Raw genomic sequence first — 21,193 nt, forward strand, 5'->3', positions numbered from 1 at the left:
TTTTATAGGTAACCCATTGATTTTAAACATGCGGATATAAAAAATTTTGCAAAATCAGAGGGAGGGGGTTCCGTTTTTCTGATGTCATCATAAAAACGTGCCGCACGGCGCGCGGCAGCCCGGATTGTCGCGCAAGCTTCTCTCACAGTGGTTTCAGTCCCCCAGGTTGTACTTACTCGATTGACACTCGCGTGTGCGGTGCAGCAATCTCAAAATGTGGAATCATTTTGGGGGTAGGGAATATGGGCAAAGTTCTTTGTTTGGTGGCCGGGTTTCTTTCTATTGCAACCGTGGCTAATGCTGGTTTGCGTCAGTGGACATCTGAAAGCGAGGCAGACCCGTTTTCCGGCGGCAAGAAAGTGACCGTCGATTACATGGACACACTGCGCTCTGGTGTGCTTATTTCTTGCGATACAGCCGAAAGAGGCATGCAGATCCGCGCTATTCCCGGTTTTGATTATGTGAGCAGTTTGGCGCTGGTCTCGCCTTCGGCTTCATTCGCTATTGATGGAAGCCGGTTATTTGATGCTGACGGCCAGACTGCCCAAGTGGGCAACAATCTTGCTGCTGTGAACATTGACCTTGATACCGATCACGCGTTCAAATTTACAAAGGCGTTTGCATCTTCGAAAAAGCAAATTGCAATCCAAGACGGTATTTCGGACAAGCCGCACTTACTGGCAGCAAATGGCTCAACGAAGGCGGGGAAGCTTCTGCTCGGCTGCCTCGAAGCGCAGAAATCAGATTCTAGCGAGCAGCAGGATAATGCATCTATAGAAAAGGATACTATATTAAAGCCGGAAACTGTTCAGGCCATTCTGAAAGCAGTTCAGAAGAGCGCTTACGACGCTAGCAAAGATGCGGGCGGCGCAGAAACTGCAGCTTTAGATGCTGGTAAGAGTGCCCAGCAGGTAGTGCGAAAGCTGCTTGGCCTTCAAACAAATGATTAGGTGTTGCGAGGCTGTGAAGCATTGGCCCTCGGGGAGCTTATCTATAGTTAATCAGCGCTCCCGCGGAGGCAATTTCATACCGAGAAGTCTGCCCGTATCTCCATCATCGGTAAGACGTAGACGAATCGCATCGTTGATAACAAAATCCCCAAGGTGATCCTTTGGTAGCGCTCCTGCGTTTAAGCAGCAAATATATTGAAAGCCTTCTTTAGCCGACGTACTAGCAGCAAGCTGCAACGCCAAACCATATTGCCTTGGATCAACATCCGCGAACATGGTGCTGTCATGTATAAGAACACTGAACGGTGTGTTCCTCCGTGCTCGAATAGTCGCTATGACGAGATCGAGACAGAAAACGACCATTTGGTCAACTCCATCGCTACCTTCTCGGTCGATGGTTATACTTAGAGAATAACCTGCTTGTTTAACATCTATCCCAAGCTTACCTGGCCGCCCGTAAAGAAATTTCGTATACTCAGAAAAAAGTCCTAGAACTTCGTCAATGATAGGCCGTCGATCTTCAAGGTCTCGTTTTAGAAGAGCTCTCGTTGCGATCATACTAGCACTAAGCACATCTTTACGAACATCAAAGCGCTTTCTTTCGTCGATCCGCGCTTTCAAAGAATCATGCGCCGCTTCAAGTTCAGTTAAACCTCTCTGTAGCAAAATCAAGGTATCGAGCGCGCCACTAGACTTTAGGGATCGAAGAAGTTCTGTTTTTTCAATTGAGAGTGTATCAATGTAACCACTACGCTCTCTAATTTCAGCGCGGAGGCGCAAAATCTCTGTTGCTAAGAACTCTCGTCTGTTGCGATAAACTTGCTCATGGAATGTTGCGACCTCGGCTAGAGAACGCAGTGCTTCTTCCCGGAAAATAGCTCCAGCGTCGCTGAGTATTTTTAACGGTACTTCAGCTGTAGCGGACGGAACATCTTTCGCGTTATTTAAATAGTATTCCAGTAAACGCTGGTCGCTGTGATTTTGGTTGACGGCATCATGGATTGACAGATCCACTTGATACAATCGATTTTCCAACTTTGTGTAGTCTGAGCGAACATTAAATCCAGCAACTTCTTCCCTTTTTTCTGCAATATCGTTCTCTAAAACCACCCGCTCGGCTTCGAGTTCACCGATTGATATTTCGTCAGCAGAGTCTTCTGCATCTTTCAGAGCCTTTATTGCGTTGGATATTTGTTCTCGTTTGTGCTGGTCTTCGTAAAGGATCCGCTGTTGATCCCAATTTAGATAAAGCAAGTAAGAAAGTACGATTCTGCGTTGCGGCCCTGACTGCCCTCGAAAGGCTTGTTGTGGATCTGTGTAAGCATCCTTCCCGACACGCGCCTGATATAAAAACACATCTCGAAAGCTGGGAATGTACTTTGCGGAGTGTGGTACAAAAGTGTCTGCCGTGAATCTATGGGAGAGAACCCGCGTCCAGTCTGTTGCTAAAATTCGGACCTGCTCTCCGGTTCGTGCGTATACTTTAATTTCCAAGCCATCGATGAAGCCGACGCTTACATCTACAGAATCTTCGCCAACCTTTCGATTTACGCAGATTTTCTCGCCTTTGTAGTTAAATACCAAGCCGAATGTCACTCCGTGCAGTGACGGGTGGCTAAGAATTCGATCACGGTTCAGGCTGCCACCAAGACAGAAGTGAATGATGCGAATTAGTGTTGTCTTTCCGAGTCCGTTGGTACTCTCCGTTTCGTGGGAATCTGCAACGGTATCGGCTAAAACAATGTTCATCGCATTTGTAAAATACGCCGTTCTAAAGTGAGGCAGGCTCGAATTAACTTCCTCAATCATAGTTCACCTTGACCCGAGCGTAGCTTCCGTAAGATGCCGCCTTCAATCACGATGACCGAACCTGTGTAAAGAAGGGTCAAAGCTGAAGCATACCGGTCAAATGTACGAATTTTAGGATTAATCGAAACGCGATCCCAGAGGCTCGAAACAGTATCGTTTGGACGCAGTTCAGCAATAATTGTTGCCGAAATGCCGAGGATTGAAAAATCAAGAGGAACATATTTTGTGGGAAGTGCAGACATCTATTTCTCGAACACATCACATAGAATAAATAGGTGGGTCAGCATGCATAGACCTGCCGCTCCTCTCGGCTTTTCGATACCTTCGCTCGCACCCGCCCAATCGAGCATTTGAAGAAAAAGTTCATCGCCACCATATCCAGATTTTTTTAGTATGGCATATCGCTGAACAAATCCTTCACGTAATCGATCCGGAAAATCCTCATCAAGCTGCGCCGTTTTTCTGATAACTTCTGCACATTCTTGGGATTTCGCCGCCCCCATGGTCAGCAAAAACGCTACACTAGGGCCTAAACGGTTTTTCTCGAGTTTATCTTTGGGAGGGATCTGTTTCAAAGATGAGCAATTGGGTGCTAGTTGGGTTGTTAGTAACGCCTTGGCGGCGATTTCCAATTCGGCGTACCCAAGGTCAGTAATGGCTCGTGTTAATTTGCCACTGAACTTTTTCTCATGTTGGCTTTTCCACGTGAGAAGCATTGCGCCGGGATAAGTCTCGTGTTGGGCATCAACTTTAACGTGGCAGGTCGGGCAGAGGAGCAGGAGATTGGAGGCTGCGTCACGTTCCGCGGGTGTTAATCCTTCAATTGAACGAGGTCCACCGTCGCTATGCGCATATATATGCGCTATTTGACCGATGACCTTTGCATCGGAATAATCTGTTGCGGAGGCAATAATTGGCTCCGAACAGTCGGGATGGGCGCATTGATTACCCGACATGCCAAACAAGATTTTCAGACTTGCTTGGCTGTAATTTCTAGCCACTTTAGCGCTGGTATTTTTGGGCGCAGGAGTTTGGTGCGTTTCAATGTTCATAACGATAACGCCGCAGCACAAATCACCACCCGGCACCTAAATGCTGCCACCCAGAATTAAAGCTAAGGATGCTGAAAATCGGTGCTGAATCGACCGACCCGCTATCCCCCCCAGTGACAACTAACCATGCTCATAGAAACACGTCAAGATCTTACCCAATATAAGCAGATACGCTTAAAGGAAAATTCATTTCGACTAATCAGATACCATAATCCTATCTTGAGAGTGTCTTGGCCAATTAACTCCTTATACCTTTGGCCACAGTTGAAAGAGGCCAGCTGTTGCACTGACCTACTCTCGATATAAAGTTTGCGATGGGTTCAAGGTGTAATTTGGTGATCGGCAAACGATCTGCGGAGCTGACTATTAAGATCAGCGACAGTCGAAGGAATACCAACTGCCAACTGCTGAAGGGTCGCAACACACGCCTGCAATTTAGCCTGCAATGCGCTCAGTCCAGCGAGATCAACAGTTGGCCCAACGGTGACGTTCAATGCATTGCGGATATCTTCTGCAGTGCTATGGGCTTGCTGGAGAGCTTGCTCCCCATTGACTTGCGGCGTAATTGACCCGTCTGACGAAGCCCGGTTGCTGGCAAAAGTTCCGTCCGTATCGATTTTGAGCTTGTCGCGAATGCTAGTTGAACTGTCGCCAAGCCAAAAATTACGGTCGCCCGCCCATCCGAAATAGCGATTCAAGTCGCGTTTCAGGCCGTCTTTACGATTAGCCTGGATAGCTGCTTGCTCTTCGAATGTATCGCCTGGACTGTCGGATAATAAGCTCGTCGCCGTTGTCAAAACTGCCCCAACAGTGGCGGCCTTTCCCAATGCGGCAGTGATGGCTGACCACGTTCTATTTCCTTTAGGCGGGGTCTTGTCGTCCGGCCCCCCTGGCATCCCTCCCGAAGCGCCTAGACGGGCCGCAGCGGCATCAAGAGCAGCCGCGGACCCTTTTAGGGCCGTACCGGCAGTGATCAGATCCCAGCCAGCCTTACCCAGCAATGCAATTGGACCACCTACGACCGCAGCCCCGCCGACAGCCAGACCCGACCACGCAAGTACGTTTCCATCTTTAAGGGATTTCCCGAAAGCATTGAGAGCGCCTGAAACACTATTCAAACCCGGAACAATCACCGGCATGACGGTTTCGCCAATAGCAGCAGACAGGTTTTCGAATGATGTCTTGAAGCCTCCCCATGCGACAAATGGATCTTTCACCGCAGCAGAGTCCGCAGCACTTGTGCCCATGGCAGCTGTATACTGCTCCCGCTTTCGGTCAATTTGATCGCGCTGGGTGATCATGCGCGTAAGCATGCCGGAAGCGTTTGTGTTTTTGGTGAGCTGCGCAACAGCCTTCGCAACAGCTGTATCATTCTCAAGGTCTAAGCCGCTCCTTTCCAAGGCAGGGATCAAGTTCTTTGTCGCCCATGCATATAGATCCGTGCCAAACAGATCGGAGTCAACGAGTTCACCTTTACCATTATTGCCAGTGCCAGACCTCAAACCGAGGTCGCGCTGGGCTTGAACGTTAATTTTGCTGCTGTTGGAGTTGGCGCCGATTACAAATGCTTGATATGCACTGGAGAGAGCGTTACCGAAGCCAGACGCGGTCATGTCCTGCATCATCGCAGGTGACGTCGTCATAATAAACTCGGTACTTAATCCGGGTCCGGCAATCTTCGAGCGACGAGCGAATTCAAACATTTTAGCTGGGTCGAAGTCGCCACCTTCAATCTGTGCGGCGCGAATAGCACCATCAATGATATCGAGTGTGTTCTTGACACCGATCTCATCAAGAGAGTTTTTGCCAAGGTTGTCGATACCGTTCAACAGGCTGGCGAGTGTCTGTGTCGCGACATCAACGCCTTTGGTTGATTGAAGCGTGACAAGCCCCTTGACCAGACCCGGTAGGATATCATTGCCCCGCTCAGCGCTGCCCATGGTGGTGTAGGCGATGCGCGCCATTTCCATAATCTGCGTGGCAGAAGCTGATGGATACTGCCCAGACAGCTCTACTGCCCTGTCCGACATCAACGCACGGTCCTTTTCAGGCAGGCCAGCCATTTCTTGGCGGAATAATTCACGCTGCCGCTCGGCAGAAGCAGTAGATGCCGCGCGACCACCTCTGGCTGCTGCGTTTGTGAGGCTGTAAACGCCAAACGTGCCTACGCCAAATCGAGCAGCCTCACGGAAACGCCGCATTGCAGACTCTTGACCGTCCCCGAGACGTTTCCACTCTGCCCGAACAGCGGTCAGATGGGTTACTGTTGATTGACGCCAAACTGAGATGTCGTTTTTGCGCATAGCGGCGGTGAGATTTCGAGATTGAAACCCGCTAATCAAATTATCCCAGCTGCGCCGCACAAGATCCAACTCTCGCGGGGTGGCCTTCAGTTTATCAAGCTGGCGCTGCAATCCCAGACCCCAAGGGGAGGCATTTAAGCGTTTGGAATCCTGCTCGATTTGTCGAAGCGCATTGCTGACTGTCTGAACTTCTTTTGTATCGGCTTTCACCCTGAGCAAAAGCTCGCCGATTAATGTCCGTGCCATTCTGGCCTCCATCGTTAGTATTTTCAGGAATTCTAACGATTACGAAGGTTTTGAACCCTAGCTGAATCCGGCGTCTGATGCGGTTCAGAAACGCGTCTGGATACATCTGACGTTAATTCAAAAAAAGGGAATAAAAAATGGATATCGAAACCAAAAACACACATGTACCGATGGCTTTTCTCTTAAATCGTCCACGTCTACGAAGAAAAGACGTTCCCGAATACCTGCTTACGGTCCATGGAATCGAAATTGCGTATGCCACGCTTGGAAAGCTCGCCAGTATTGGCGGCGGTCCAGCCATGCAATACAGCGGTAGAATTCCTCTTTACCACAAAAAGGATCTCGACGCTTGGGCAGAGGAGCGACTATCTCAATCCGTGACGTCGACGGCGGCGCTATCTTCTGTTCGGGATGACAAGCCGAGTCCATCTCCTATAAGGAATCACCAGCCACACGCCGAATTTTCTATATTGGATACTACACCACCAGTGACTAAGCAGATGCTGCGATCACAAGTTGCACTTGCAGTTCAAGCCGCAGGAGGAGTTAGTACTCTTGCGCGAACACTCGGCATCAAACACCCAGCCATTTATGGATGGACGCGGATTCCATCGGAACACGTTCTGAAGGTAGAAGAAGTAACCGGTATCCCTTGTTATGAACTTCGCCCGGATATCTACCCGCCACATAGGGTTTCGCCGCACCCAGTAGAAATAGGCTAAGAGTCCTGGCCTCATTTGTCCGTGGCGAGTTTATTCCTGACGGCCATCTCAACTTGCACTCACCATTCCAAAAGTGATGCATACTCAGTTCAATAGAACTCGTTCGGATATTCTCGTTTAAAGTAAACCGCTCCAAGTCTCAGCTTGAGCTTTGGAGCGGGGTCCGGGGGTGGAAGGCTAGAATATTTTCCACATTAGTTGAGGATGTATCCCCAGTTTCGAAAATCTGGGTGATTTCAGGACGGAACAGTGCCGGGCCTTCCTGGCGCTGGAGCTGAGCAGTAAAGTTTTAGATCGTCGTGCGCAGAGGCTGTAAATCACTGCCAGCCGTGCTGCTGAAGCGGTGGCAACTGGCGCGTGCAAGCTTCCGCACCGCCTCTGGGCTTTTCGGGCTTCAATTCTGGATATGTCTCATCTTCCTAAGGTTTAGCTTCGAGCGTTCCCATCTGCAGCTCAGAGCGTTGTAACGTGATTCCTCGCTCATCCGCTTATTCTCTCTTCGATCACCGGTAAGCCGATGACTAAACTATTGTCGATCATGTCGCCTTCCTGGAAGATTCCGGTTAATTTGGTCTCACGAAGTGCGATTACGGCGGCGGCATATCGGACGCATAATTCGTTAATTGAAACGCCACAGCGCACCGCCCGCTTCTCGAGTTCCTCTCGTAGCGAGGAGGTGACAGTTACCGGGCGTAGCGGCAAAAAGGATTTTTCGGAAGCGTGCATTTTAGCTCCATGCGTTGTTGTTGTGGAGATAATATGAGCCAGACGAACCGGGAGCGATTCCCCCGATCCGGCAAATTCGGCATATGTTTCAGGCAGCGCGTCGTACTTTCAGGGCTTCACGTGCGGCTTGTTTATATCTGGCGACTGTGGGGTGGCCATGCTCACCGCCGCGGAGTAGCTCCAAGGCTTCTCTGTCCCCGTGGATGGCCATCAAAAACGCTGTGGCGTGAACTCTTATCCCTGTGCACGGTCCGGCTTGCTGGGAGATGCGATGCTTATGGCATAGGCTTCTGACAACGCGATACGACCACCCCGAGACGAATGCGGCTTGCTTCAGGCTGAAAACCTGATCGGATGGATGAAAGATCAACTGATCGGGCACTGATCAATCTCCGTCCATAACCGCTTGGTACAGATCGTCTTGTGCTACACGAAATGCCACGCGCTGAATGAACACCTCGGGCGTTAACCCTAAACGCTTCGCGCGGCGATTAATGACGTTGCGTTGAGCACTAGATACGGGAATTGACAGATGCACAGCCCGGTGTGCCCGCCCATGTCTGGGGAGATTCCAGCGGGAGCATAGACCACGAATTGTGCCGTCAAGCGTACCATCGGCGAGGAGTTCCGCAATCTCACGGCTAGACCGTCCTCTGCCCATCCAAAAGCCAATTGTTGCAACCTTAGAGTTTGGCCACTTCTCGCGCGCGCCACCTTTAGATTTTTTCATTGCGCTCCCCTTTATGATTTAAGTTTGCGAGAAAGGCCGAGTGCATAGCGCTCACTAGATCGTCGGCTAATGGCTGCACGCGGTCCATAAATTCACTAGAGCCTGCCAAAGCTGCTGGTTCGGTGACGCCCGCAGCGCTCATTGCGTTTTGCAGAACCATTTTCAGATCGCTTTTGAATAGCTCGCCAATAGGCCGGGCTCGCTTCTCGGATGCTGCTAATGCAGCAACGGATAACGCCACCACTTGAACAAAAAGGTCGGCCCTAAGCATTTCATTGATCTGTCGTTGCGCATTTTTCTTAGGCCTAGCCATTATTGCATCACCTCTTCTGAGATCATGGCACCGCTTGGTGCAGTAAGTAATGACGCTTCGATCTCCGCTACAAATGGCGCGACCCTGCTCATAAGCGTTTCATACCAGAAAACTGCCTCCGCGTTCGTCATACCTGCTTCGAAAAGTTCCCCACAAATGGCCATACGGATTGTGTCAGTGAAGTGGTCAGCGATAGGCCGTGTCGACGTTTCTGCGATGCAAACGCCAGCCAAAGCGAGTGCAATTGTGTGCGCATACAGATCGCTTGCAAGCATCGCTTCCAGTGCTCGGCGGGCCTGTTTCTGATGTTTTTGCGTGTTTATCATTTCAAATCCCCTACGTTCGAATGAAATTAGCTTGTGCGGCCGCTGAGCAGACTTCTGGGGCATTTGGGCACGGTTTCTGGCTGTCGGACATTGTTGTCAAGCAAACAGCAGCGCCGCCCCCTCGCAGGTTGTTATGATCACTCATGCACGTGCCCCTGCAGAAAGTTCTGCTACGTTGCTGTTGCGGGGCTTCGCCCCTGCACCCCACTGGGGGATGATCCCCCAGACCCGCTCTACCGGTCCGCTACGCGGCCCGTGGGGATTGCTGTGCTTGGCACCGGTCCCGAAGAGAAAGTCGAAAAGTTCAGCTCCAGAAAGGCTTAGAAGGGAAGGTCGAGTAGAAGGATTGATTGGTGAACCTGTTTTATGAGTGTGAGCATGTACAATCTCACTAATTGACACCATGATTTCGGCCTGAGCTAGGTCCATGGATTCGTGCCGCCCACAGTCGAATTCTACTCCATCCAAAACAACCAGTGCACGCCACCGATTGCGAGATGAATCCAGATAAACTTTAGCGCCAAGGTTTATACAATCCACTACATCTCCGTATATATAGGGAGCGTCTTTTCCTAAGATGCTGGAATTATTGGATAAATCGACTGGTTGGACGTGCGTGGGCGCTCCGGCAAATTTGCCGGTAAATCCCCCTTTGGGCGCAGCGGCAAAATTGGCCTTTGAGGTCGCATTTCGGATGATCTCACGAGGAAGGTTGAAGTCTCGCTCTGTGGACAGAAGGATGACGTCGTTCGCACGCCCACGTACCCCCCATGATGTTTGCCGCGTTCTCAGGATGACGCCGAGCGCTTCCATGACTGTCAGTTTGTCGCGAAGGCTGCGAACGGAAACGCTAGCTTTCTTTGCGATCTCGTCTTGCAATAGGGTGCAAGCGCCGCCCTGTTCTGCGCCTGCTAGCACGTTGAGGATTCGAGACATTGCTCGCTCCTCAATACGCTGGCGGCTTGCCCATGCAACAGACCGCGCACTCATGCCGCTGCTCCCGTGGTCGGGAGAGACGATAACCAGGCATCCGCATCCGTTTTAAGGATGAGGGTGCGCCTGCCGATCTTACGCGCCGTCAAGCGACCAGCGCGAAGTTCATTATATGTCAATGAGCGGCTGATCCCGTACAGGTCACAAAACTCACTCACTGTGTAAGCCACCTTAGAGTGGCTTGTATTTTCATTCAGTCCTTCGGACATTCGATAATCCTTCCTTGAAGAAGCAATAAAAAAAGGCCGCAACGAGAGACCCTTCGAGAGGAAGGGGCAAACGATACGGCCTCGACATCAATGGTCAGGCTATTCCTGCTCCCGTGCCGCAATTGATTGCGAGACGGATTCAGCGGGTATAGAGGCTATGGAAGACAGTCAGGTTTGGCGGGAGACTTTTGGATAAGCCGAGCGCCTAGCTGCGATCTTTGTTAGTATATATATACGGCGTCGGCGCACACCCAGCAACAGTGAGCGACCCTGAAAACCAATAAAAACTTTTGAAATTTTCCTATTGGAACATTTAGTGATCAGGCAAATAATTTGACAATGTTTTCAACGGTGCGGAGTGAATCGCACTCATCTGCCCAAGCTTGTTGCATCTTTACACGTTCGTCCCAGTAGACGGCGCGGTGATAAGCCTTACGCACCTGATCAGCGCCAACGTGTGCTAGTTCCGCCTCTACGGCGTCAGGAGACCATTGCCCGCTTTCATTCAGGATTGTCGAAGCTGTGGCGCGGAAACCGTGGCTTGTTGCTTCCTGTTGCGAAAACCCCATGCGGCGCAGCGCCATGTTCATGGTGTTCTCGCTCATCGGACGCTTGCGTGAGTGGAACGCTGGGAAAACAAGCTCTCCATCCCCGGTCAAGGCGCGCTGGTCGCGCAGCACTGCTAAGGCTTGCATTGAAAGCGGCTTCCTATGCTCCCGTCGCATCTTTGTCCGGCTGGCTGGAATCGCCCAGACAGCTTCATCTAAATCGAATTCTGACCATGAGGCTTGTCGTAGTTCGCCGGGCCGTGGATAAGTGAGCGCCATAAGCTTCAGTGCGTTCACCGTGCTTGGCTCGCCTTCATATGCCCACACTGCCTTCAAGAGGCTGGTAAGGCCTGTTTTTGTGGTAACGGCTGCTCTGTGTGTGACGGTTGGCGTGGTAAGGGCACCGCGCAAACCAAAGGTTGGGTCATTCTCAGCGCGGGCTGTAGCGATTGCATATCGAAATACCTGTCCGATGGTCGAGCGCAGCCGGCGAGCGGTCTCATAGTTCCCTTCGGCTTCGACTTTTCGCAACGGTATCAGTATTTCGGCCGCCGTGATTTGTGCTATTGGACGGTTGCCGATGTCAGGCCGCGCCAGCCCGACTAGCCATTCCTTTTTTTTCAGGGTGACGGCGGCTAAGCCTTCACGCTTCGCCTTGGCTATGAATTCGTCTGCCAGAGCGTTGAAAGAATTGTCCGCTCCTGCCTTTGCGGCAACTTTTTCAAGCTTAGCTTGCAAGCCGGGATCTGCGCCGTCAGCTAGAAGCTTTTTTGCCGCGTCTCTTCTCTTCCGTGCTTCAGCCAAGGAAACAGCAGGATAAGCACCAAACGAAAGGACTTTCGCTCTTCCGGTGAATGAATAGCCCCATTGCCACAGCTTTGAGCCGTTCGGGCGCACGAGCAAATATAGCCTGCCGCTGTCGGTAGCCTTGTAGGGTTTATCTTTTGGTTTCAGTGCTTTGATCGCGGTGTCGGTGAGTGCCATGGCTCGTCAACGTGGTAACGGTTTCTAATCGTGTGGGGCAATTTCACATTTTACCACGCCATTTACCACAGTTTTTCTTGGCTGCTGGCGAACGTCCGCGAACGTTGAAACACATCTAAAAATGAAAAACCCCCGGAGAACCGAGGGTTTAAACACATCCACGTATTGGTAGATACGTAGAAAAACAAAATTATGGTGCCCAGAAGAGGACTCGAACCTCCACGCCCTTGCGAGCGCCAGCACCTGAAGCTGGTGCGTCTACCAATTCCGCCATCTGGGCGACGAGGACCGATCTAAGGGGTAGGCCTCACTCTGTCAATCGCGTTTTCGAGATTCAATCAGCTTTTTTTCACATTGCTGTTTCGAATGCAGAAAAAGCCTAGCGCATCGGTCCTAAAACCGGAATTCGGGCGCAGTGCATAGATGCATCTGCGCCCGAAAATTCATTATGCGGAAAGCACTTCCTTGGAAGCGACAGTCGAATCGGCGTTCAGTTTGTAGATGATCGGAACGCCGGTGTTGAGTTCCTGCTTGAGAATCTCTTCCGGTGTCAGACCATCAAGCGCCATGATAAGCGCACGCAGCGAATTGCCGTGGGCTGCAACCAGAATGGTTTCGCCACGCAGCACATGTGGCTGGATGGTGTGCAGGTAATAAGGCCAGACGCGTGCGCCCGTATCCTTCAGGCTTTCGCCGCCCGGAGGAGGAACGTCATAAGAGCGGCGCCAGATATGGACCTGTTCTTCTCCCCATTTTGCACGTGCGTCGTCTTTGTTGAGTCCCGAGAGGTCGCCATAGTCGCGTTCGTTGAGAGCCTGATCGCGGATGGTTTCGAGATCGGACTGGCCGAGTTCGTCAAGAATGTGCTGGCAGGTGACCTGCGCGCGCGACAGGACCGACGTGTATGCGAGATCGAACTTGAGACCCGCAGCCTTCAGGCGCTGACCAGCGGCTTTGGCTTCCGCATGGCCTTGTTCGGTAAGGCCCGGATCACGCCAGCCAGTAAAAAGGTTCTTCAGGTTCCATTCGCTTTGGCCGTGGCGGACCAGGACGAGGGTACGAGACATCGCAGCACTCCGTTGGGATGAAAATAACAGATCAGTCGTTAAGCCCGAGAACATCGAGCATGGAATAAAGGCCGGGTTTCTTGCCATGCGCCCAAAGTGCCGCTTTCACAGCACCTCGCGCAAAGATTGTGCGATCCTGAGCATGGTGAGAGAGGGTGATACGCTCTCCTTCGCCAGCCAGAATGACTTCGTGGTCTCCGATAACGGAGCCGCCGCGTAACGTCGCAAAACCAATCGTGCCTTCCTCGCGCGGGCCCGTATGACCATCGCGTACGCGCACGCTCTTTTCAGCAAGATTGATGGCTCTTCCTTGGGCCGCTGCCTCACCCAACAGAAGGGCGGTGCCTGATGGCGCGTCGACCTTGTGCTTGTGATGCATTTCGAGGATCTCGATGTCGAAATCTTCAGGACCAAGTGCTTGAGCTGCCTTCTTGATCAAACCAGACAGAAGATTGATGCCCAGACTCATATTGCCGGATTTGACGATTGTCGCATGGCGCGCGGCAGCAAGAATTTTTTCTTCGTCTTCAGAGGAAACACCTGTGGTGCCAATGATATGGACGATGCGGGCCTGTGCTGCGAGCGCTGCATAATTCACTGTGGTTGCAGGTGTGGTAAAATCGAGCACACCTTGCGCTTTGACAAAAACCGGCAGCGGATCGTCGGTGATTGCGACGCCGAGATTGCCGACACCTGCAACTTCGCCAGCATCTTTTCCAAGAAATGGGGAACCAGGGCGCGCAATGGCACCGGACAACCGCGCACCGTCGATAGCATGGATGGCGCGGATGAGAGCCTGTCCCATACGACCATTTGCCCCCACGACCACAAGGCCCATTTCAGCGTTCTCAGCCATTCGACGTTTCCTCCGAGTCAGTCTTTCCGATGAGCATGTCATCCTTGCCGCTCTGAAGCTGATAGAAGCGGGCATAGACGCCATTTGGTATCTTGATCAGGTCGTTGTGACGGCCTTCCTCGACAACATATCCGGCTTCCATCACGACAATGCGGTCGGCATTGACGACGGTGGAAAGACGATGCGCGATGACGATAGTCGTACGATCCTGCATGATGTGATCAAGCGCCTGCTGCACACGCTTCTCGGACTCATTATCAAGTGCGGAAGTCGCTTCATCGAGCAGCAGTACGGGTGCTTTACGCACGATCGCGCGAGCAATGGATACACGCTGACGCTGGCCGCCGGAAAGCGTTACGCCATTTTCGCCGACCGGAGTATCATAGCCCTGCGGTTGTTGAAGAATGAACTCATGCGCATTGGCAAGCTTTGCTGCCTCGACGATTTCATCCAGCGTCGCATTGGGGCGTCCATAGCGGATATTATCGGCGATTGTGCCTTCAAAAAGATAAGGCTGCTGCGATACATAAGCCACGGAATGGCGCAGCGACTCTTTCGTGACTTTTGAGATGTCTTGTCTGTCGAACAAGATTTGTCCATCGGTGACATCGTAAAAGCGTTGCACGAGACTGATGAGGGTCGATTTGCCGGCACCCGACGCCCCCACGATAGCGGTGGTTTCGCCTGCCTTGGCTGTAAAGTTCACACCATGCAGAACTGGTGCGATATCGCTATAGGCGAAGTGCACATTCTGGAAATCAATTTCGCCAGGACCAGCCTTGAGCGCAATGGCATCAGGCGCGTCACCCTGATTGGGTTCGATATCCAACACTTCATAGATCATGCGTGCATTCACAAGCGCACGTTCCAGTCCGACCTGCAAACGTGCCAGACGGCGGGCAGGGTCGTATGCCAGAAGTAGCGCAGTGATGAAGGCAAACATCGCGCCCGGAGGCTGCTGATTGAGGATCGCATTGTAGCCGCTATAGGCCAAAACGCCTGCGATAGCGAAACCGGCCAGAATTTCGGCAATCGGCGTGGTGCGTTCTGATACGCGCGCGATCTTGTTGCTTCTGTTTTCTGCCTGATCGATCAGCGTGCTTATCTTGCCGCGAAGCTGGTCTTCCATGGTGAAGGCCTTCACGATGGAAATACCCTGCACGGTTTCCTGCATAGCTCCCAGAAGATGGGAGTTGAGGTGCACGAGATCGCGGGTGACAGACCTGATGCGGCGAGAAATATAAGAAACTGCGAGAACGAGCGGTGGCCCGACCAGAAAGACCACAGTCGACATGAACGGGTCTGTATAGAACATCATGCCAATCAGGCCGATAAGCGCGACGAAATCCCGCGCAATCGATGTGATCGTCATGTTCAGGAGGTCGCGAATACCATTGACGTTCTGGTTGATCTGAGCTGCTAGATGACCCGAACGCGTGTCGTTGTAAAAATCCAATCCAAGCCTGAGCAAGTGATCGAAGATGCGCTTCTGATAGCGCGCGACCAGATTGTTACCGATCTTTGCAAGCTCGACCGCCTGAATATAGCTGGAAAGGCCGCGCAGCACGAAAATGCCGAGGATCGCGCCACAGATGACCCAGATGAGACCGATTTTCTGTTCGTAGAAAATCTTGTCGATCATCGGCTTCATAAGATAGGCGAGCGCACCATTTGAAACGCCGACGATAAGAGAGGCGGCAATAGCTATGGCATAGCTTGTTTTATACTGATGCGCATTTTCCGACAGCATGCGGCGAATGACACGCGTCGCTTCGCTCGGATCGATCTTCTTCTTTTTCTTTTTGAATAGGCTCACGGGCAAAGTGCTTTTTATCTAGCAGCCGTTGGCTGTCGTTGATCTTGCATTTTCGCGTGTCTCTTTGGACTGGAAACGACAAAAGGCTGCAATGAGTGTTTTCATTGCAGCGCTTCTATAGCGTTATCTTTGTCGCTTGACCATGCCTGCGATAGCGAAGCCGCTTAGCTGATACGCCAGCGGCGACCATCGGTGGAAACCTCAAATCGGGACGGTGCACGCGCAAATGCAGAAAGTCCGCTCAGTGCTGCAAGCGGATGCACAACGACGCGAACCGGAATATCCCACATAAAATGTGTATGAGGGGCTTTGTCTTCAAAGGCTGCTCGGAACGAGCCAGCTTGCAAAGCAGGCAGAATGCGCTGCGGGATGCCGCCAGACAGATAAACGCCGCCATGCGCCTTGTAGATCAGTGCAAGGTCGCCTGCCAGTCTGCCGAGATAGGTCACGAAAAGATCAAGTGTTTCGACTGCCTGTGCATTGCTACCATCAAGACCTGCGGCCGTGATATCCGGCGGTGTGTCGAGAACTGGCGTTACCATATCTGCGGCGCAGATTGCGAGATAGAGATTGCGCAGACCGCGTCCGCAAAGAATTTGCTCTGCAGCGATGCGGCCTTCGATTGGTTCAATATGCGGGAAAACCTGATAATCGCGCTCGCTGCGGGGGCCGATATCGATATGTCCACCTTCGCCGGGAACTGGAACCCAGGCCTTGCCAGTGCGCACAAGGCCAGCAACGCCAAGACCGGTTCCTGGACCAAGCACTACGCGTGTGGCGACGAGCTCTCCGTCGTGACCGCCGATCTGGTGCAGATATTCCTTGCCGATCGAAACGACAGCGAGCGCCTGAGCTTCAAAGTCATTGAGAACGGTGACGTCCTCAAAGCCTAAGTTTGCGATCAATTGTTTGGGGCGAACCACCCAGTCGCAATTGGTCAAGTCGATTTCATCACCATCGACAGGGCCTGCAACAGCCAGAATAGTTGAGCGGGGGCGTAAGGACGTGTGATAGAGGACCGTTTTCTCGATTGCATCGTCAATCGTTGCATAATCAGCTGTCTGGACCACGGGGAACTCTTTGGGTTCCGCATGGGCATCAACCAGGAGCGCAAAGCGCGCATTGGTTCCACCGATATCGCCGACGAGGACGGGAAACTTGAAACTCTGGTCAGCGTCAATCATGGTCTGCCTTGCTGCTTCGTCTGTTCTTATTGTTTGCGGGCTTATCTGAATATGCTGGTTAATCCAGCACTCTTACCAGCTTTTCAGCGGTTGCGGGATTAAGCGCCATTGGGATGTCATAAACACTGCCGAGGCGTGTCAGCGCTTTCACGTCGACATCATGTGGAAGTGGCGATAGCGGGTCGATGAAGAAGATCAATGCCTGCACCGTTCCTTCGGCAATCATTGCGCCGATCTGCTGATCGCCGCCAAGCGGTCCGCTTTTGACACGATGGATATTGAGCGAAGGGCAGGCCTCTTGGATGAGGCCGCCTGTCGTTCCGGTCGCAACGATATCGTAGTGTGACAAGGCTTTCTCATGCGTACGCGCAAACGCGACCATCTCGTCTTTCTTCAGGTCATGAGCGATCAAAGCAATGCGCAGACGTTCTGTCATGAGATTGATAACCTTGTCATTTGAACTTTAAATCGTTTAAACCCTATAGCGAAGCCATGATTAAGTGAAAAGCATGTTTTCTATTTTTTGAGAACTGCTTTAATTCGCACCATAAATCACGTCCGCAATCGAATCTGGTGACGGACCATTGAGCACTGCGGCACAGGCTTTTGGCAAGTCTGAAACCATAACCGGCTTTGGCTTCTTCGGAGGTTCTTTGGATGGCTTTGCAGGCTTCCAAGGCTCGTCGGTAAACCACCACGCCAGCGATTTGTCGCAACCATCACCTGCCGCCACCTTGGGCTGTGGCTTGCAGTCGGGCGATCCGGGCTGACAATGCAATCTCACATGAAAATGATAGAAATGCCCCCAATAGGGACGGACTTTGCCAAGCCAGCTACGGTCGCCTGTCACTGTATCGCAAAGCTGCTTCTTGATGCCGGGGTGGACGAAGATGCGCTCGACTTCCGGATAGCTGGCTGCGTGCCTGATGAGTGCCGTGCGGGCAGGGGTCCATTTCTGCGGATCGACGTATAGCGAATCCTTTTTCAGCATGGACACAGCGGACACACTTTCACGTTCTGCATCGGTGAAGCGTTTCTTTGGCATCGGCGTCAACCAGATATCCGCATCAAGTCCGACCTGATGCGAAGCATGGCCTGTCAGCATTGGGCCGCCACGCGGCTGTGAAATGTCGCCGACCAGAAGACCGGGCCAGCCGTCTTTTGCTGCGTCGCGGGATAGTTTTTCCAGCAGGCCAATTGTGCGCGGGTGTCCCCAGTTGCGATTGCGAGAAAGCCGCATGACCTGCCAGTTGGGGCCATCGATAGGGAGGGCAACACCACCGGAAAGACAGCCCTTGGCATAAAAGCCGATGGATTGCGGTGATTGCGCCAGAACCGGCAGCTGTTTGCTGCCGAATGCCTGCTTGGCAGGGGCGTCCTGAGCTAAGGCCTGCGTTACAAAGTCCGGGGCGATCATTGCCGCAAGACAGGTTGCCAGAACAAGACGCGGCCAGAATTTCGAGCTGGATCTCTTTGCCATGGGCAATTTCCCATAAAAACTTTTGCTCGAATCATTCGAGCGGATGGGCCGGATTATGCTTTGCGTTCGTCAAAACGGCAATCAACTACTCATTTTACCCATGTCTTCACGCCAAAACCGACGCCCATTTTGGGGAGACATGCGTTAGCGCCAATTATTGTCTCGCCACATGGCGGAAAAAGCGGCTTTATAATCGGGATGGATGAAATCATAGCCGAGATCTTTGATGCGCTGGTTGGAAATGCGCTTGTTTTCACCATAGAAAGAGCGCGCCATCGGCGTCATGTCCGCTTCCTCAAATGGAACTTCTGGCGGAGGTGCAACGCCCATCAACTCGGCTGCGTAGACCACCACATCCTGTGGCGGTGCAGGCTCATTATCGGTGATGTTGAAAGCGCCACCTGTATTGGTGCCTGCCAGAAAACGTAGCGTTCCGGCAATGTCATCGACATGGATACGGTTGAAGACCTGATCTTCCTTGATGATCCGTCGTGCCGTACCGCGCTCCAGATTAACAAAGGCATTGCGTCCCGGACCGTAAATGCCGGACAGACGCAAAAGTGCGACCGGTGTCCCGTGCCGTTCGCTTAAAGCATCCCATGCATCTTCTGCTTCAACGCGCTCAAGCGACCGGCGCGAAGTGGGTCCGCGTGGGGCGGTTTCATCGATCCAGTTGCCATCCTGATTGCCATACACACCGACGGTAGAAAGATAGCCGATCCAGCGGATCGTGTTGTCAGGACGACGAAGCGCTTCTTCGACGATTGCTAAAGAAGGATCGCCGCTTTCGCGAGGCGAGATCGAGATAACAACGTGTGTTGCTTTCGCAAGTCGGTCGATCAGTTCTGGGGAGGCGCCTTCACCATCAAAAATAATCGGCGCGATGCCTGCTTTTTCCAGCGTTGGGAAGTTTTGCTCGTTACGGGTGGTGCCATCGATGCGTTCTGCCTCTCCGGTCATCAGGCGGGAAAAAGCCTGAGCAGAATAACCGGCTCCAAACAGAAAAATGCGCATGTCAGCTGTCCTCCAATATCCATTCTTCGCGCACCGTATCATCCTCTTCGCTTGAGGCCAGACGTTTCTGCAAAATTGTGAAACGTTCTGTGGTGGCGAGCTGCTTGAATGCCCAGACTGCTGCACCACGTACAACGGGGGAGGTGTCTCCAAGCAGATTTTCGACCTGAGCCAGTAGCGACGGATCTTGCGAATTGCCCGCTGCGATCAGCACATTGCGTAAGAAGCGGTCGCGTCCAATCCGTTTGACTGGAGAGCCAGAAAACAGCGTGCGAAAAGCCGGGTCGTCAAGAACCAGAAAATCGGCAAGACGAGGGGCTTTGAGATCGTCACGGGCTTTCAGCTTCATTTCGCTGGTTGCTTGAGCGAATTTATTCCAGGGACATACCGACAGGCAGTCGTCACAACCATAGATGCGATTGCCCATCGATTTGCGGAACTCGGGTGGGATCGGGCCCTTATTCTCAATGGTGAGATAGGAAATGCAGCGTCGCGCATCGATCCGATAGGGCGAGGGAAACGCATTCGTCGGACAGGCATCAAGACAGGCACGGCAGGAACCGCAATGATCGCGGTCAGGCTTATCGGGTGGAATTTCTGCGGTCGTAAAAATTGAGCCGAGAAAAAGCCACGAGCCGTGTTCGCGGCTCACTAGATTGGTGTGTTTGCCTTGCCAGCCAATACCGGCAGCTTCCGCCAATGGCTTTTCCATAACGGGTGCGGTGTCGACGAAGACCTTGACATCCTGACCAGCGCGGGCCGCAAAACGGCTCGCCACATGCTTGAGTTTACCCTTGATGATGTCGTGGTAATCGCGGTTCTGCGCATAGACCGAAATTGCCGCTCGGTCTTTATGTTCAAGAATGCTGAGCGGATTGCTGTCCGGACCATAATTCATGGCAAGGATCATGATCGAGCGGACTTCCGGCCACAATACACTTGGATTGGCACGGCGGTCTTCCGTTTCCTCCATCCAGAGCATGTCCGCGTGATGGCCGTCGGCGATATATTGCCGAAGTCGTTGCGGTGCTTGTGGGATAGTGTCGGGTGTAGTGAAAGCGACCGCGTCGAAACCTACAGCTTTCGCTTCCTCAATGAGAAAGCGCTTGAGCTTGAGATCCTTCTCCGAAACCTGTCCAGAAACCTGTTTTGTCTCAGAAGTCGAGGTCGCCATAATGGGCCACTGGTGCTAGTCCGCGCACACGATCGGAGAGCAGAGGACGGAAGGCTGGGCGCGATTTCATACGTGCATACCAGTCGCGTGCGGCCTTGGTTTCGCTCCACTCGATTTCGCCGAGATAGTCGAGCACGGAGATTGATGCTGCTGCTGCCATGTCAGCATAACTCGGATGACCACCAGCAAGCCAGTCCCGTGTTGCAGCAAGCCAATCGATATATTTCATGTGCTGACGGATATTGGTACGGGCTGCGCGAATAGCCGTTGAGTCAGGTGCACTACCGCCCATTTCGTCGGCCATTTGAAGCTTGAACACACGTTCGCGTGCAATATGTCGCGTGACTTCGTTTTCAAATTTCAGCAGGAACCAGTCGACAAGGCGGCGCACTTCTGCGCGCTCCATCGGACTTTCAGGCAGCAGGCGGCGACTGCGCTTCAATGCGCCACGCGTCTCGTCGAGATATTCTGCAATGACTGTCGCACCGACAACCGGCAGGTCGCGTTCTGCGAGCAGAACGGGCAATGTTGCGGCCGGGTTGAGCGCTAGAAATTCTTTACGCCGCGACCATGGTCGCTCCTCAATCAGTTCGGCTTCCACATCATATTCGCCGAGGATAAGCCGCACATAGCGCGAGCCTGAAGACATGGGATGATGAAAAAGCGTAAGCATAATCGACGCGGTACTCTC

The 21,193-nt window shown here is 52.4% G+C and carries 21 protein-coding genes and 1 tRNA gene; 2 read left to right on the forward strand and 20 right to left on the reverse strand.

The genetic code is table 11. From position 1 onward, the window contains the following. Positions 1 to 242: 242 nt before the first annotated feature. Positions 243 to 950, forward strand: coding sequence for a hypothetical protein (locus tag QBD00_RS00170; protein WP_318578386.1), 708 nt, complete (start codon positions 243 to 245; stop codon positions 948 to 950). 51 nt (positions 951 to 1,001) lie between these two features. On the opposite strand, the gene QBD00_RS00175 is transcribed toward QBD00_RS00170, so the two are convergent. From QBD00_RS00175 to QBD00_RS00190, 4 genes are all read right to left on the reverse strand, one after another. Continuing rightward, positions 1,002 to 2,759, reverse strand: a complete 1,758-nt coding sequence (locus QBD00_RS00175; RefSeq protein ID WP_318578387.1) for a DUF2326 domain-containing protein — start codon at positions 2,757 to 2,759, stop codon at positions 1,002 to 1,004. Then, positions 2,756 to 3,001, reverse strand: coding sequence for a hypothetical protein (locus QBD00_RS00180; protein WP_318578388.1), 246 nt, complete (start codon positions 2,999 to 3,001; stop codon positions 2,756 to 2,758). The genes QBD00_RS00175 and QBD00_RS00180 overlap by 4 nt, the downstream gene beginning before the upstream one ends. Beyond that, positions 3,002 to 3,811 (reverse strand): hypothetical protein, encoded by an 810-nt coding sequence (locus QBD00_RS00185; RefSeq protein ID WP_318578389.1) that lies wholly within the window; start codon positions 3,809 to 3,811, stop codon positions 3,002 to 3,004. A 320-nt stretch (positions 3,812 to 4,131) separates the two neighbouring features. Next, a complete protein-coding gene (locus QBD00_RS00190) occupies positions 4,132 to 6,360 on the reverse strand; it encodes a hypothetical protein (protein WP_318578390.1) in 2,229 nt (742 codons plus the stop codon). Between the two features lie 137 nt (positions 6,361 to 6,497). Between QBD00_RS00190 and QBD00_RS00195 the strand changes: the two genes are divergently transcribed. Further along, on the forward strand, positions 6,498 to 7,082 hold the full coding sequence (locus QBD00_RS00195; protein WP_318578391.1) for a transcriptional regulator: 585 nt from the start codon (positions 6,498 to 6,500) through the stop codon (positions 7,080 to 7,082). Positions 7,083 to 7,562: 480 nt separating this feature from the next. Here QBD00_RS00195 and QBD00_RS00200 read toward each other — a convergent pair whose 3' ends face one another. The 16 genes from QBD00_RS00200 to QBD00_RS00275 all read right to left on the reverse strand — a co-directional run bounded on the left by QBD00_RS00200 (position 7,563) and on the right by QBD00_RS00275 (position 21,175). After that, on the reverse strand, positions 7,563 to 7,808 hold the full coding sequence (locus tag QBD00_RS00200; RefSeq protein ID WP_318578392.1) for a hypothetical protein: 246 nt from the start codon (positions 7,806 to 7,808) through the stop codon (positions 7,563 to 7,565). Between the two features lie 716 nt (positions 7,809 to 8,524). Then, positions 8,525 to 8,851 carry a hypothetical protein gene (locus tag QBD00_RS00205; protein ID WP_318578393.1) on the reverse strand — a complete coding sequence of 109 codons (327 nt, stop codon included), beginning with the start codon at positions 8,849 to 8,851 and terminating at the stop codon, positions 8,525 to 8,527. Further along, the gene (locus tag QBD00_RS00210) at positions 8,851 to 9,177 is read right to left on the reverse strand and encodes a hypothetical protein (RefSeq protein ID WP_318578394.1); all 327 of its coding nucleotides are present in this window, start codon (positions 9,175 to 9,177) and stop codon (positions 8,851 to 8,853) included. Before QBD00_RS00210 ends, QBD00_RS00205 begins: the two co-directional genes overlap by 1 nt. 141 nt (positions 9,178 to 9,318) lie before the next feature. Further along, positions 9,319 to 10,113, reverse strand: a complete 795-nt coding sequence (locus tag QBD00_RS00215; protein WP_318578395.1) for a hypothetical protein — start codon at positions 10,111 to 10,113, stop codon at positions 9,319 to 9,321. Positions 10,114 to 10,163: 50 nt separating this feature from the next. Further along, complete coding sequence (locus tag QBD00_RS00220) at positions 10,164 to 10,379, reverse strand: helix-turn-helix domain-containing protein (protein ID WP_318578396.1); 216 nt, start codon at positions 10,377 to 10,379, stop codon at positions 10,164 to 10,166. A gap of 320 nt (positions 10,380 to 10,699) precedes the next feature. Continuing rightward, positions 10,700 to 11,911 (reverse strand): tyrosine-type recombinase/integrase, encoded by a 1,212-nt coding sequence (locus QBD00_RS00225; RefSeq protein ID WP_318578397.1) that lies wholly within the window; start codon positions 11,909 to 11,911, stop codon positions 10,700 to 10,702. A gap of 193 nt (positions 11,912 to 12,104) precedes the next feature. Continuing rightward, positions 12,105 to 12,191 (reverse strand) — tRNA-Leu (locus tag QBD00_RS00230). A 166-nt stretch (positions 12,192 to 12,357) separates the two neighbouring features. Then, the gene (locus QBD00_RS00235) at positions 12,358 to 12,978 is read right to left on the reverse strand and encodes a 2,3-bisphosphoglycerate-dependent phosphoglycerate mutase (protein WP_095447264.1); all 621 of its coding nucleotides are present in this window, start codon (positions 12,976 to 12,978) and stop codon (positions 12,358 to 12,360) included. A 31-nt stretch (positions 12,979 to 13,009) separates the two neighbouring features. Beyond that, positions 13,010 to 13,834, reverse strand: a complete 825-nt coding sequence (gene dapB / locus QBD00_RS00240) for a 4-hydroxy-tetrahydrodipicolinate reductase (protein WP_095447263.1) — start codon at positions 13,832 to 13,834, stop codon at positions 13,010 to 13,012. Then, positions 13,827 to 15,650: an ABC transporter ATP-binding protein gene (locus tag QBD00_RS00245; RefSeq protein WP_318578398.1), complete on the reverse strand. Its 1,824-nt coding sequence runs from the start codon at positions 15,648 to 15,650 to the stop codon at positions 13,827 to 13,829. Before QBD00_RS00245 ends, dapB begins: the two co-directional genes overlap by 8 nt. 164 nt (positions 15,651 to 15,814) lie before the next feature. Next, positions 15,815 to 16,834: a glucokinase gene (locus QBD00_RS00250; protein ID WP_318578399.1), complete on the reverse strand. Its 1,020-nt coding sequence runs from the start codon at positions 16,832 to 16,834 to the stop codon at positions 15,815 to 15,817. Positions 16,835 to 16,892: 58 nt separating this feature from the next. Next, the gene (locus QBD00_RS00255; RefSeq protein WP_064320996.1) at positions 16,893 to 17,270 is read right to left on the reverse strand and encodes a methylglyoxal synthase; all 378 of its coding nucleotides are present in this window, start codon (positions 17,268 to 17,270) and stop codon (positions 16,893 to 16,895) included. Positions 17,271 to 17,369: 99 nt separating this feature from the next. Further along, positions 17,370 to 18,314 (reverse strand): penicillin-insensitive murein endopeptidase, encoded by a 945-nt coding sequence (gene mepA, locus QBD00_RS00260; protein ID WP_095447260.1) that lies wholly within the window; start codon positions 18,312 to 18,314, stop codon positions 17,370 to 17,372. Positions 18,315 to 18,458: 144 nt separating this feature from the next. Beyond that, positions 18,459 to 19,328 (reverse strand): SDR family oxidoreductase, encoded by an 870-nt coding sequence (locus QBD00_RS00265; RefSeq protein WP_318578400.1) that lies wholly within the window; start codon positions 19,326 to 19,328, stop codon positions 18,459 to 18,461. Between the two features lies 1 nt (position 19,329). Next, positions 19,330 to 20,502, reverse strand: a complete 1,173-nt coding sequence (gene queG, locus QBD00_RS00270) for a tRNA epoxyqueuosine(34) reductase QueG (protein WP_095447258.1) — start codon at positions 20,500 to 20,502, stop codon at positions 19,330 to 19,332. Continuing rightward, on the reverse strand, positions 20,483 to 21,175 hold the full coding sequence (locus QBD00_RS00275) for a glutathione S-transferase family protein (protein WP_024899239.1): 693 nt from the start codon (positions 21,173 to 21,175) through the stop codon (positions 20,483 to 20,485). The genes queG and QBD00_RS00275 overlap by 20 nt, the downstream gene beginning before the upstream one ends. Between the last annotated feature and the right edge of the window lie 18 nt (positions 21,176 to 21,193).

Source organism: Ochrobactrum sp. AN78 (genome assembly GCF_029909885.1).
Classification (GTDB): Bacteria; Pseudomonadota; Alphaproteobacteria; order Rhizobiales; family Rhizobiaceae; genus Brucella; species Brucella quorumnocens.